The organism is Deefgea sp. CFH1-16 (assembly GCF_016881365.1).
In the GTDB taxonomy this organism is placed as follows: Bacteria; Pseudomonadota; Gammaproteobacteria; order Burkholderiales; family Chitinibacteraceae; genus Deefgea.
Genome location: NZ_WLYT01000001.1, coordinates 191,001 through 203,675, shown reverse-complemented (window position 1 = coordinate 203,675; position 12,675 = coordinate 191,001). Strand labels below are relative to the sequence as shown.

Annotated in this window: 11 protein-coding genes and 1 pseudogene; 8 read left to right on the top strand and 4 right to left on the bottom strand. The window is 47.5% G+C overall.

Annotated elements, in window-relative coordinates:
* Nucleotides 1-2 precede the first annotated feature (2 nt).
* A complete protein-coding gene (locus GKO28_RS01090) occupies nt 3-209 on the bottom strand; it encodes a hypothetical protein (RefSeq protein ID WP_182075084.1) in 207 nt (68 codons plus the stop codon).
* Between the two features lie 533 nt (nt 210-742).
* Here GKO28_RS01090 and GKO28_RS01085 point away from each other — a divergent pair.
* Nucleotides 743-1,951, top strand: coding sequence for an SGNH/GDSL hydrolase family protein (locus GKO28_RS01085; RefSeq protein WP_182075083.1), 1,209 nt, complete (start codon nt 743-745; stop codon nt 1,949-1,951).
* A gap of 690 nt (nt 1,952-2,641) precedes the next feature.
* Here the strand turns inward: GKO28_RS01085 and GKO28_RS01080 are convergent.
* The gene (locus GKO28_RS01080; RefSeq protein WP_182075082.1) at nt 2,642-2,854 is read right to left on the bottom strand and encodes a zinc ribbon domain-containing protein; all 213 of its coding nucleotides are present in this window, start codon (nt 2,852-2,854) and stop codon (nt 2,642-2,644) included.
* 168 nt (nt 2,855-3,022) lie between these two features.
* On the opposite strand from GKO28_RS01080, the gene GKO28_RS01075 reads away from it, so the two are divergent.
* The 6 genes and pseudogenes from GKO28_RS01075 to crcB all read left to right on the top strand — a co-directional run bounded on the left by GKO28_RS01075 (nt 3,023) and on the right by crcB (nt 9,157).
* Nucleotides 3,023-4,747: a sensor histidine kinase gene (locus GKO28_RS01075; RefSeq protein ID WP_182075081.1), complete on the top strand. Its 1,725-nt coding sequence runs from the start codon at nt 3,023-3,025 to the stop codon at nt 4,745-4,747.
* Complete coding sequence (gene btsR, locus GKO28_RS01070; RefSeq protein WP_203563815.1) at nt 4,744-5,382, top strand: two-component system response regulator BtsR; 639 nt, start codon at nt 4,744-4,746, stop codon at nt 5,380-5,382. The genes GKO28_RS01075 and btsR overlap by 4 nt, the downstream gene beginning before the upstream one ends.
* A gap of 357 nt (nt 5,383-5,739) precedes the next feature.
* Nucleotides 5,740-7,807: pseudogene (locus tag GKO28_RS01065) on the top strand (carbon starvation CstA family protein).
* Nucleotides 7,800-8,168: a YbdD/YjiX family protein gene (locus GKO28_RS01060; RefSeq protein ID WP_254456621.1), complete on the top strand. Its 369-nt coding sequence runs from the start codon at nt 7,800-7,802 to the stop codon at nt 8,166-8,168. Before GKO28_RS01065 ends, GKO28_RS01060 begins: the two are co-directional and overlap by 8 nt.
* A gap of 193 nt (nt 8,169-8,361) precedes the next feature.
* A complete protein-coding gene (locus tag GKO28_RS01055) occupies nt 8,362-8,754 on the top strand; it encodes a CrcB family protein (RefSeq protein WP_203563814.1) in 393 nt (130 codons plus the stop codon).
* A 10-nt stretch (nt 8,755-8,764) separates the two neighbouring features.
* Nucleotides 8,765-9,157: a fluoride efflux transporter CrcB gene (gene crcB, locus GKO28_RS01050; RefSeq protein WP_182075080.1), complete on the top strand. Its 393-nt coding sequence runs from the start codon at nt 8,765-8,767 to the stop codon at nt 9,155-9,157.
* 347 nt (nt 9,158-9,504) lie between these two features.
* Here crcB and GKO28_RS01045 read toward each other — a convergent pair whose 3' ends face one another.
* Nucleotides 9,505-9,774 (bottom strand): hypothetical protein, encoded by a 270-nt coding sequence (locus GKO28_RS01045; RefSeq protein WP_182075079.1) that lies wholly within the window; start codon nt 9,772-9,774, stop codon nt 9,505-9,507.
* Between the two features lie 118 nt (nt 9,775-9,892).
* Between GKO28_RS01045 and GKO28_RS01040 the strand changes: the two genes are divergently transcribed.
* Nucleotides 9,893-11,260, top strand: coding sequence for a tyrosine-type recombinase/integrase (locus GKO28_RS01040; RefSeq protein WP_182075078.1), 1,368 nt, complete (start codon nt 9,893-9,895; stop codon nt 11,258-11,260).
* 344 nt (nt 11,261-11,604) lie between these two features.
* Here the strand turns inward: GKO28_RS01040 and GKO28_RS01035 are convergent, their stop codons facing one another.
* On the bottom strand, nt 11,605-12,636 hold the full coding sequence (locus GKO28_RS01035) for a LysR family transcriptional regulator (protein WP_203563813.1): 1,032 nt from the start codon (nt 12,634-12,636) through the stop codon (nt 11,605-11,607).
* Between the last annotated feature and the right edge of the window lie 39 nt (nt 12,637-12,675).

The window sequence follows — 12,675 nt, the reverse complement described above, 5'->3', positions numbered from 1 at the left end:
CTTCAAAGTTGTGGTGTAAAAAAGAAAAACTCGGCGGTTATGGTTACGTCAATACTGAGTTCATTGATTGTCAAATGTGCTGTTGTTTCAAAAGTCTGATGCATTTTTTCGATAGCACCTAAATCCATCGCAACGCGGGCATACTCTAATGCATTGCCCATGCCGTTGAAAAGCCAAGCCCAAAAAAAAAACAAAATAGCCTGTTGCAACAGGCATGAGCCCCTCCAGTAAGTACAGAATGTGTTTTGGCAAAATAAAAAATAAATTCAGCATGACTTTCTGTTATCTGCTTTGGAAGGGCGAGTATCGCTTTAACTCGCTATAAAAATTATATTTATCTAATCTGGATCCACTTTAAGTGGGCGAGTTTTACTTGGTTGTCGTTTTTTAAATACATTATTGGCGCGCATTCTATCCTCTAGGTTGCTGAAATATTTTATTTTTGTTGTCTGTTGCTGTAAGTTTTTCCGGGTTGGTAAGGTGTTGTCGAAGTAAATTGTACTTTTTAGAAGCAATGAATTGGCTAAACAGGCCAATCTTGCGCTGATTCGTTATTGTCACGAAAGATTGCATTTTCTTACTTAAAACTGTCTTTTGTTTTGTGTTGAATTTTTTTTAGCCGACCTAGGGATTGCCCTAGGCTTGTTAAACATGAGTTTGATTCGTAGCATGAAGCTTGTTTCTCAACGACAGAGCATCGGGCTTTGGGTTGCGGTAAACCATAACAAGACGGGAGATTTACATGAATATTTCGCTGCCACGGGCTAGTTGCCCACTTGCTGTTTTGTTGCTGACCTCTTTACTTGCCGCATGTGGTGGCGGCGGAGATGTCAGCATCCCACCGGACACCCGCAATATTAAAGAAATTGTTTCCTTTGGTGATAGCCTTAGTGATGTGGGTACGTATAACCCGACTACAGCCGATGCCGATACGACGAATGATCAGCCATTGGGCTTGCGATTTACGACTAAGCCCATCTTAAAAGTAGACGGTAAGCCAGACCAGGCCACTCCGGGTGTTGTTTGGACTGAAGTGCTGGCAAATGAATATGGTTTATATCTCATTCCAAATCGTTTAGTGAATTTTAGTGGCATTAATCCAGCGACTGGTGCTCCTGTCGGTACAGCTGGTTCTATGGGTAAGATTTATGATTTTGGTGGTACGGCTTATGCCGAGGGTGGTGCAAGAATTGAAACTGAGCTCACGGTCAATGCCAAAGGTCAATCTATTAGTAATGGCGTGATTACAGTGGCGCCTGGCGTTACGTATCAATCGGCGACCGCATTATCGATTAAAGGCCAAATTGCCAAATACAAAGCGGCGCGTATAGGCTTCAATCCGACCCAGCTGGTATTGATTCAAGGTGGCCCGAATGATTTCTTTGCTTTCTTAGGTGGTGTTGCCGAAGGTAAAATCGACCCAGCGACGGCTCCGACTGAAATTAGCAAGAATGCATTAGCCATGGTCACTCAAGTAAAAACACTGGTTGCAATGGGCGCGACCAAGGTGGTGTATGCCAATATGCCAGATTTGGGGGTGACGCCACAGTTCGCACCGACGCCGTTAAAAGGTTTGGCCACTTCGATTTCTACTGCGTACAACCAAGCGGTTGCAGCGGGCTTAGCGAACGAAATCGCCGCGAAGCAAGTACTGATTTATAACACTGCTGGATTGGTGGCTACGGCCATTTCTAGCCCGGCAAGTTTTGGCTTGGTTAATACAAGCGCCATGGCGTGTAATAATGATGCAACGCCTTCAGCTACACCTTTACCTCCAACTGTCGATCCAACTAAAGTCTCTGCATTGACATGTAATCCTAAAACCTTGGTTGCCGTGAATGCAGATATTAATTATCTGTTTGCCGATGGTGTTCATCCCTCGGTCGCTGGGCACACTGCTTGGGGTAAAGCTGCCGCCGCTGCGGCTATTGCGGCGGGTTACGTTAAGTAATTTTTTGCGTATAAAAAACCGCGTTAGGCTCAAGGCTTGACGTGGTTTTTTTGTTTAGAATTCTGTTTAATTAGGGTTGTATCTTTGCCTTGGCATGGGTAGCGATTAATTTGCCTAAAGACGGCAAGTAGCTTGGCTGGTGCTGCCGGTAAAATTGGGCCATGAGCGAATTGCATCATCTACCCCTTCATCTTGCGGCACAGCTTTGGTGGTGTGCGGGTAAATAATACCTCAGTGGCTGATGGTGTGGGCCGCGAAATATTACGTCGTAATTACGTGGGTTTTTTGGCGCTAAGCAGGGGCGGTATTTTGTCGGAAACAGAGGGGTTGATGGCTTAAGCCTTGATTTTTATCAATGTTGCGTTGCAGCATAAGGAGGATCTTGGCGAGCTGGTCTTTATTTTTTGGAAAGCATCATGTCGTATCACGAAGTAGAAAACTCTCTCCCTCACTCAACATACTGTGCCGCAGCCACCGTTCTGGATTGAACTTTGGTTGGCATACTTAGATGGTGAGGAATAAGGTAAAAATACGCATCGGTCTCACACCGCATTAGGTGTAGGTTATATGTACTTGTAGTGGCGCTAAACGCCACGTGAGTCAGCATAACAAGTGCCCGATTAAATCGAAAGAATTGGCTCGGTAGTTCAGGTGATGACGCAATAAAGTAGTTAAGTTAGTAGGTCCACATTAGTGCTGGCAGCCTGGCCCGCAGTGATGTGGCGTGGGAGTGGCAGAGCTGGTTGCCGCCGCGCCTTTAATTTGCACGCCAACGGCGCTGAGCTGCTTTTGGTATTCGGTTGCGGCACACGCTGGGCATTGAGTGAGTGCGGGGTCGCTGAGTTTTTGTAAGTGTTCACCATAGTGCGCGCAGGCGGCACAGCGATAGGCGTAGATGGGCATGGTTTTCTCTTTGCTTGGCGCGTTGATTTCGAATTACTGACGGATTCTACCTTAGTCGCTGACAAACTAGCGAGTGTGACGGATATTGACTAGATCGGGAAAGCTTGAATAGGCACCGCGCATTCGATCCGTTATAAGCACTGATTACCCCACTGTTTTAAAGCCACCATGTTGTCGCAGCAACTCTCCCTTGTTTTGCAATTACTCCAGCAAACCTGCATTTTTATGGTGATTGCTTGGTTGTTGGCGCGCACGCCATTGTTTACGCCCTTGATGCAAGTCACTATTCGCTTGCCGCATAAACTGACATGTTATTTGGTGTTTTCTGGGTTTTGTGTCCTTGGCACGTATTTGGGGCTCAAGGTCGATGACTCGATTGCCAATATCCGTGCCATCGGTGCCGTGTTGGGCGGCTTATTGGGCGGCCCTTCAGTCGGGTTGGCGGTGGGGTTTACTGGCGGGCTGCATCGCTACTCACTCGGTGGCCCCACTGATTTAGCCTGTATGATTTCAACAATTTGCGAAGGTTTGCTTGGCGGCTTGGTGCATCGCGCTTTAATTAGCCGTGCTCGGGTTGATTTATTGTTTCAGCCAGTCTTGGTCGGGGTGGTGACTTTGCTGGCTGAAATGATGCAAATGATGATTATCCTGGCTGCTACTACTCGGCCGTATTCAGTGGCGTATGGTGTGGTCAATAGCGTGGCCTTACCGATGCTGATTGCCAATAGTGTCGGGGCGGCCATGTTTATGCGCTTATTGCTCGATCGGCGGGCAATGGCCGAGCAGTATTCGAGTGCTTTTTCCGCAAGAGCGCTGCGGATTGCGGCCAGAACTGAGGGTTTGTTTCGTACTAGCTTTAACGAAGCTAATTCAATGCGCGTGGCGCAGATTATTTCCGAAGAAACCGGCGTTGGTGCGGTGGCGATTACCGATAGAGAAAAATTGCTGGCGTTTACTGGCGCGGGTTCTGATCATCATTTGCCCGGCACCCCGATTACCTCCAAGCATACGCAAGACGCGATTCGTGACAATCGGGTGGTGTACGCCGATGGCAATGAGATTGCGTATAAATGCTCGATTCATCCCGAGTGTCGCCTTGGTTCGACCTTGGTGATTCCATTGCAAGACGCGGATGATCAAGTCATCGGTACCATTAAGCTGTATGAGCCCAAGGGGCGGTTGTTTGCCAAACTCAACCGAACCTTGGGTGAGGGCATTGCCAAACTATTATCGCGGCAAATTCTCACCGGTCGGATCGAGACGCAGCGTGCTTTGCTGGCGCAGACCGAAATTAAACTACTGCATGCGCAAGTGAATCCGCATTTTTTATTTAATGCACTGAATACCTTAAATGCGGTGATTCGGATTGATCCGGCGCGCGCGCGAATTTTGGTGCAGCATTTATCGACTTTTTTTCGCAAAAATCTCAAACGCCCCGATGGCACTGCCACATTGGCCGATGAAATCGAACATGTGAATGCCTATTTGCAAATTGAATTGGCGCGCTTTGCTGAGCGTTTGCAGGTTAGTGTCGAGATTGACTCGCAATTTAGTCAAGTGGGCTTGCCGGCGTTTTCATTGCAACCCTTGGTTGAAAATGCGATTAAGCATGGTACGTCGCAGCTGCTCGGGATAGGAAAAATACGCCTTTACGCTGAGCCCGCGAGTCGGGGTAATACCTTGCTGCTACACGTTGAAGACAATGCCGGTCTTTTTAATGCCTTGGGAAGAAGTAGTGATGGTATGGGGATGAGCTTGGTGGATCGACGCTTAAAAGCGCAGTTTGGTCCAGAGTACGGCTTGAGCATAGCGCACGTGCCTGAGCAATTTACTCGGATTAGTTTAAGTTTGCCTTTGGTGGTTGATGAATTGTTGGCGGTGGAGGAATTGTGATTCAAGCTTTATTGGTTGATGATGAGCCGTTGGCGCGTGATGAGTTGCGCTGTTTACTCGAGGACGCCGGCATTGACGTGGTGGGGGAGGCGAGTAATGCCATCGAGGCGATGCAAATGATTTATCGTTTGCGCCCAGATGTGGTGTTTTTGGATATTCAAATGCCCAGGATTTCTGGCTTGGAATTGGTAGGTATGCTCGACCCCGATAAAATACCGCAGATCGTATTTGTGACGGCGTTTGACGAACATGCCGTGAAAGCGTTTGAAGAGCACGCTTTTGATTATTTGCTGAAACCAGTGCTAGCTAGCCGGTTGAATAAAACCTTGGCGCGCTTAAGTAAGCAAAATGGCGCGGCACCGGATTACAATTTAATTGCGCCTCGGCAAGCACTCAGACAATTGCCGTGTCATCGGCATGATCGGATCTTATTATTGCCGCTCGATGAGGTCGATTACGTTGTAGCGCGTTTATCTGGCGTGTATTTGGTGACGCAAGATGGTGCAGAGCATTTTACTGAGCTGACGTTGAAAGTTTTGGAAGAAAAAACCGGCTTGCTGCGTTGCCATCGGCAATATCTGGTGCATCCCGAAAAAAGTAGCTCAGATTGTTTTGGGCGAGACCGGTGGCGGTGAGGTGATTACGCGTGCCGGATTAAATGTGCCAGTGAGTCGTCGGTTCTTAAAACCGCTGAAAGCGCAGTTGGGGGTTTTGCTTTAGCTTAAGGCGGTGCCATCAATGCACTCAATAAAGGTATATATCGCTAGGCGTTGACTGATAAAATGCTTGGCGATATACCTGCCAATCCCCAATCCCCAATCCCCAACTTCCAATCCCCAACTTCCAATCCCCAACTTCCAGTACCATGTCGCCGCTAAAGTAAATATTCACACCGCTTAATTTCGCTCGTTACCACTCACTGAGTTTGATCGCCACTGGCGGTAAGGGCTGTTTTAGTATTGGCGTGTCATAAACTCATTAATGAGATCGAAATGAACTCAATCAAGCAGTGGGGGGTATGGATGGCGGTTGCGCTGGTTGGCGCATTCTCTTTTGCCATGCTGGCCTTATCGCGCGGAGAGCACGTCAACGCAGTTTGGCTGGTGCTGGTCGCTATCTCTTGTTACAGCATTGCCTATCGGTTTTATTCAAAATTTATCGCCGAGCGCGTTTTTGAGTTGGATGATCGTCGGTTAACGCCGGCAGTGCGTCGCAATGACGGACTCGATTATGTGCCGACCAATAAGTGGGTGTTGTTTGGTCACCACTTTGCGGCAATTGCCGGTGCTGGTCCTTTGGTGGGGCCAATTTTGGCGGCGCAAATGGGTTTCTTGCCGGGCACAATCTGGATCTTGGTCGGCGTGATGCTGGCGGGCGCGGTGCAAGATTTCTTGATTTTGTTTATTTCGACACGCCGCGATGGCCGCTCGCTTGGCGAAATGGCGAAGCAAGAGCTAGGTGTAGTGCCAGGCTTTATTGTGATGGTCGGCGCTTTGGGCGTGATGATTATCATCTTGTCCGCTTTGGCTTTGGTGGTGATTAAAGCCTTGGCAGAAAGCCCATGGGGTGTGTTCTCGATTGCCGCAACGATTCCTATCGCCTTGTTTATGGGCGTGTATATGCGCTACCTACGCCCGGGGCGTATTGGTGAGATTTCGGTCATTGGTTTTGTGTTGATGATGGCGGCGATCGTGTTCGGTGAAAATATTGCCGCGCATGCTTTCTGGGGCCCATTCTTTACCATGACTGGCCCGCAGTTGACTGTTGCCTTAGTGATCTATGGTTTTGTAGCTTCGGCATTGCCAGTTTGGTTGCTATTAGCACCACGCGATTATTTGTCGACCTTCTTAAAAATTGGTGTGATTGCCGGTTTGGCCGTGGGGATTATTTTTGCTGCACCTGAGCTAAAAATGCCTGCTGTCACTAAGTTTATTGATGGTTCAGGTCCGGTGTTCTCGGGTTCTTTGTTCCCGTTCTTGTTTATTACCATTGCCTGCGGTGCGATTTCTGGTTTCCATGCCTTGGTTTCATCAGGCACTACGCCAAAGCTGATCGAAAAAGAAAGTCATATGCGCGTGATTGGTTATGGCTCGATGTTGTGCGAGTCATTCGTTGCCATTATGGCTTTGATCTGCGCTTCGGTGCTTGAACCTGGGGTGTATTTTGCGATGAATTCGCCGGCGGCTTTAATTGGCACAACGGTGGAATCGGCTTCAACGGCAATTAATAGCTGGGGCTTTGTAGTTACTCCTGAAATTCTGACGCAAATGGGCCAAAGACGTTGGCGAGCATTCCATCTTGTCACGTGCTGGTGGTGCTCCGACGTTTGCAGTGGGTATGGCACACATCATTTCCGATATCTTTGGTAGCAAAGCCATGATGTCGTTCTGGTATCACTTTGCCATCTTGTTTGAAGCGCTGTTTATTTTGACTGCAGTGGATGCCGGTACCCGTGCTTGCCGCTTTATGGTGCAAGACACTGTGGGTGTATTTGTTCCGGGCGTGGCAAAAAGCAATTCTTGGGTTGGTAATATGTTGGGTACCGCCGTTGCGGTATCGGGCTGGGGCTTTTTTGTGTACCAAGGCGTGACTGATCCGTTGGGTGGGATTAATACGCTATGGCCACTGTTTGGGATTGGTAATCAAATGCTTGCATCGATGGCCTTGTTGTTGGGTACGGTCGTGCTGTTTAAGATGAAAAAAGAGCGCTATATCTGGGTGACGCTGTTGCCGACAACGTGGTTGTTTATTACGTCGATGACGGCGGGTTGGCAAAAAATATTTCATGAAAACCCAAAAATCGGTTTCTTGGCACAAGCCAACCGCTTTAAGGGTGCTATTGCGGACGGTACCTTGTTAGCCCCAGCAAAAAGCATTGCCGATATGGAGCGCATTGTGTTCAACAATCAAATTAACGCCGGTTTGTGTGCCTTCTTTATGTTGGTGGCGGTGACAATGTTGATTGCAACAATTGTTCACGCTCGGAAAGCATTTGGCCATGCTAAGCCGACAGTGAATGAAATCGGTGGTGAAGTCAGCGTTGAGGCTGGTCGTGCTTGATTTAAGTTTTTTATTGCCCGCCACCAAAGCGCCGGTGGTGAGTGATGAAGTGTTTCAGGATGAGTATGACCGCTACGTGGCCGAACAGCGGTTAACCAATCCGTACGGTGTTTTGATGTCGCCAGAGGACTTTCGCCGCTTTAGTTTGGGCTCTAACTGGTTGACGGGATTGAAGGATACCGCGCAAAAAGTGGTGCAAACTTGTCGTTTAATGGTGGGGATTCATGATTATGAATATTATTATGATCATATGCGCCGCCAGCACCCTGGTGCAGAGCCATTAAGTCGAGAAGCATTTTATCGCTATTGTCTTGATGCTCGTTTTCCGGGTGCGGGCAATGTCAATAAGTGCCCTTGTTGATTGATGTAACTTAGAAGTAAATTAATAGACAGCATTTCAAGTTGGAGTCGCTAGGCTTTGACTTGAAGTGCTGTTTTTTTTGTGCGCGGTTTTTGTATCGGCCGGCATCAATGGGGCGAAGGGCGAGCAATATCGGCTATGTTAAAGCGTGACCTAGCTGGCTTGGGTTTCAAGGTGATTCAGGAGGTGGGCGATGGTCTCAGCATTGGATGTGATGTGGGTGGGCTTGGGCGGCGGTTTGGGCTCGTTAGCGCGTTGGCGCGTCGGGCTTTGGTTTGGCGAGCGTTATCACGGGGTTTTTCCGTGGGGGACATTTTTAATTAATGTGAGTGGCGCGTTTGTGATTGCCTATTTGTCGATTTTGTTTTCAATTGATTGGCGCGAGCGTTTTGGTACGCCACTCAATGCTGGCGTGCTGACGGGCGCTTTGGGTGGGTTTACCACGTTTAGTAGTATGCAATTGGATGCCGCAAAATTGACTGATTCAGGCCAAGTGAAGATGGCCATTGTTTATTTGTTGTTATCGGTGTTTGCTGGGCTATTGGCCGCTATCTTGGGCGCTTGGCTGGCGCTGTTGTCCCGTTAGGAGTGACTCTGTGGCCAATTGGATTATTTTGATTTTTGTCGGTGGTGCCTTTGGCGCAATGTGCCGAGAATTTATTATGCTGCTGATTCCTCCGGTAGCAGGCGGTTTTCCATTGGATATTTTTATTGCCAATATGTTGGCCAGTTTTTTACTGGGCCTTTCTACTAGTTTTCATCGCCGCGTGATGATTCACCATCACGTGCATACCATGGTCGGCACCGGCATTATGGGTGGAATGTCGACGTTTTCTAGTTATATTTATGGCTCATTAACCATGCTTAAAACGCCGGGTGAATGGCTAATGGCTTGCGCGTATTTGTTGTTAAGCGTGGTCTTGGGATTTGCTATGGTGATGCTGGGTTTGTATTTGGCGCAAAAAACGCAAGCAAACAGCGCAATCTAAAACTAATCGAAGTGGTGGTTGGTTGAAAGAGGGCTAGGCCATTGTTGGTCTGTTTTGATGGCGTTGGTGATGTGGTTTTGTTGCTTTAAAGCCGCAATTAAGGCGCAAGCATTGCTACAGAAGGGCGAGTTTAAGTCGTGGCTTGCGCGGGTGCCTGAGTCCGTAGGACCTTGGATTTGGCTGATGTGTAAGATTAATTTGTGCGCAGTAATGTGTTTGTTGTGATGACGCGCGAAACACTTTGCGATGGTGCTTTTGTTGGGCTGATAAAGGCGACGATGTTGTGTTACTGGTGTCGTGTAGTAAGCATTTGGTGAGTCTAGTTGTTGTGGCGGAGTTGGGAATGCTTAAGTTTTTATGGTTTTTGCCGGTGAACGGCTAAAAAAGGTAGCAAAGCGAAGATTGTTGCCGTGTATTTTGCTTAGCTGTCTCTTTTTGGTGTGCCGGTAAAAAAATATAAAGCTGGAAGTCTGCAGGAGGCGGTAAACGGGCTTAGTGCCGTGGTTTTTGAGTTTGTTTTGGGCTAAGTCGTTGATTTGATTGGTGCGCCCGACAGGAATCGAACCTGTGACACTCAGTTTCGGAATATAATTCTCTAGGAAATCATAGCGAGTCATAATGTGTAAAAACCTAATTAAATCAAGTGTTAATGCCTTGGTTGTATTCTGTGACTCTTCTTGGTTTTTTATGAAGCTGGTACTATAGCTGGCACTATAGAATCAAGTGGCGGTTAAAATGGCTAAAAATTTGTTGAGCTATGAAACTGACGTGAAATCAGCGCCTGATAAGTTGGATGAAGATGATCTGGGTGCTGAGCTAATCTTGAATGATGGTGATGGACTGCAATTACTCATCACTAAATCGGGGCGCTATTGGCGTTTTAGATATTCATTGAATGGCGTGCGTGTTGTTGGCTGGATGAATGGTGATCCAGTGGAGCGTATCGTCACGGAAACGTCGGCCAAAAATGAACTAGCTGAAGCGCGTCGCTTAACCATGAATGACTTGTATACACGCTGGGATAGTTCGCACGGCCTAACGATAGACCCGCATTCTCGACAAGTTCGCCGCTCGCATTGGCGTTGTTATTTAGCACCTGCCATTGGTGACAAGCCCATTGAAGATGCTAGCAAAAATGCGGTGATGGCAGCGTATGATGCTGCGGTGGCAAATGGTAAGGCGAATACGGCGCGTGATGCTCTTGGTTTGCTGGTTCAGCTTATCCACTGGGGCGTAGAGCGTGGGTTGGTTGCCGAAGATCACAAATTAAGATTGTTTAAAAAGCCGGCACGAAAAACCAAGATTACCGAAGACCAGCGCCCCGAAAACTTTAACGCGAATGATTTTATTGCCAAGCACGGCGATGAGGTCATTGGTCAAGACGGTGAAGAAGATAAGGCCGGACGGGCGCTCCAGTTTGGTGAATTAACTGAGCTATTGCATAAGAAGCTACCCGAGTCGGCACAGGCCATAACGGGGAAGTGTATTGTTCGTTACATGCTGGCAACAGGGGTTCGTGCATCGCAGGCGGTTAAGCTGCGCTGGGATTGGGTTTCAATGGAGCGACGGATGGTGATTTATCCGACGGGTTCAATGAAAAAACACAAAATGCACCATGTTCATTTGAGTGATTTTGCTTTTCTGCAAATACTACAAATGCAATCTATCCGCACTAATGATTTTGTATTTCCTGCTCCGATTAAAGCTGCGTCGCATGTGTTGCGCAGTAACGTCTCGACCGACATCACCACTCGACAGCATTATGCCGATGAAGATTTTGCCAAGCGGATGACGAAAAGTCGGGCGCGTAGCCAGTACGACCTATACAACCTATCCGGTGGTCGTTGGACGCTGTATGACTTGCGTCGAACGACCGCAACGCGTTTGATGGAACTAACGGGGGCAGATTGGGATGTTGTGAAGCGGGTTCTGGCGCATTCACAAAAAGCCCAACATGGCGAAACCGATAAGTATGTACGCTTTTCAAGATGGGAGGAGCGTTGCGCGGCTCTCGATCAATGGGGTGCTGCATTAGCTGGGTGTGAATCTGGGGTTGTTCCCAATCATATCGCTGATAACGTGCTGGTGTTGAAACGCGCATAAATTGCTGTGATATGACTAGTTGAACTAACTGGGTTTACATCATGGCATCGAGTTACAGTGGTGAATTTATTTTTCAATAAAATTCCAAATAAATTATCGATATGGAAAATTTAATCCCCGTACTGGTGTGGTAGGAATTTTTTTCTAGGCTAATGAATTCTCGAGTTTTCTACAATAATTGATCTCAATTTCACACTGTTTCCAGCGTCTGCTTAGCTTCAATTTTCGGTCTTTTAGCCAACAGCTGGGTAGTTCAGCTGTTCGGCCAAAGCGGTCTCTCGTAAACCAAGTCGGCAACACTTCTTAGGTGCAGTATTGATCATTTCACTGTAGCTGAGTTTTGTCTATGGCTTCAGATTCTCGTGAACGCACAAAAGCGGGCGAGCATGAGTTGGGGTCAAAGAATCTTTATCAGCAAAATCTTGCTTGATCCACTGGATAAACGTTCGGATTCGGCTAGGGAGTAGTCCCGCATGAGGGTAAACAATGCTTATTGGTTGGGCTGGCAATGCAAATGGTTGTAGTATTTCTTTCAGCCGTCCTGCTGCAAGATGGTCTGCGACTTGATAAGACAGAAACTGACCAATGCCCACTCCAGAAATACAAGCATCAATGGCAGGTATGCCATGGTTACATTCCAAATTACCACTTACCTGAATTTGTTTTTCTCTCCCTTGCTCCTGAAATAACCAATGTCTTCGTCCATTCCCAGAGAAAATAACGCAATTGGCATACGCAAGATCTGCCAAGTTTTGAGGTACCCCATGTTGATGCAAGTAGCTTGGGCTAGCAACAACGATACGGCGAACTTGCCCAACTTGTTGAGCAATCAAGTTTGACTCTTCAAGTGCCCCAATGCGAATACCAAGATCGATCCCTTCTTCGTGCATGTTTACGATTCGATCAAGCAAAAGCAATCGGCATTGCACTTTAGGGTAGTGCTGCAGAAAACGGGTTAAGACTGGCGAGACAAAAAACTGTCCAAAAAGCACGGAAGCAGTAATCACCAAGAGACCACTCGGTTCATCTTGCTGGGCATGCAGACGAAGTTCTGCCTGCTTGATGGTGTTAAGAATGTCTCGGCAAGATAACAGGTACTCCTTGCCTTCTTCTGTTAGTGCTTGTCGCCTCGTCGTACGATTGAGCAAGCGTACACCCAAATTTTCTTCCAAAGCGGCAAGATTGCGAACCGTCGCGGGCAAAGAAGAGTTAAGCACTTGCGCAGCCTTGGACAGGCTACCTTGTTCTGCGATAGCAACAAAAGTCTGAATCGCACGTAATTTATCCATAGTTCCACTTTCTTTGCAGGTGTTGTGATCGAGCCTTATTAATCCATATTTCGGATAAAACAAATCAATTTTAACTAATTTATTCATCTATTGGATTGTTTGACAATGCAGTATCTCTCCCACATC

Excerpts from the sequence above, each read along its gene's own strand:
- GKO28_RS01080 (WP_182075082.1), bottom strand. The coding sequence starts at position 2,854 with ATGCCCATCTACGCCTATCGCTGTGCCGCCTGCGCGCACTATGGTGAA.
- GKO28_RS01055 (WP_203563814.1), top strand. The coding sequence starts at position 8,362 with ATGGTCTCAGCATTGGATGTGATGTGGGTGGGCTTGGGCGGCGGTTTG.
- GKO28_RS01040 (WP_182075078.1), top strand. The coding sequence starts at position 9,893 with ATGGCTAAAAATTTGTTGAGCTATGAAACTGACGTGAAATCAGCGCCT.
- GKO28_RS01085 (WP_182075083.1), top strand. The coding sequence starts at position 743 with ATGAATATTTCGCTGCCACGGGCTAGTTGCCCACTTGCTGTTTTGTTG.
- GKO28_RS01075 (WP_182075081.1), top strand. The coding sequence starts at position 3,023 with ATGTTGTCGCAGCAACTCTCCCTTGTTTTGCAATTACTCCAGCAAACC.
- GKO28_RS01045 (WP_182075079.1), bottom strand. The coding sequence starts at position 9,774 with ATGACTCGCTATGATTTCCTAGAGAATTATATTCCGAAACTGAGTGTC.
- GKO28_RS01035 (WP_203563813.1), bottom strand. The coding sequence starts at position 12,636 with ATGAATAAATTAGTTAAAATTGATTTGTTTTATCCGAAATATGGATTA.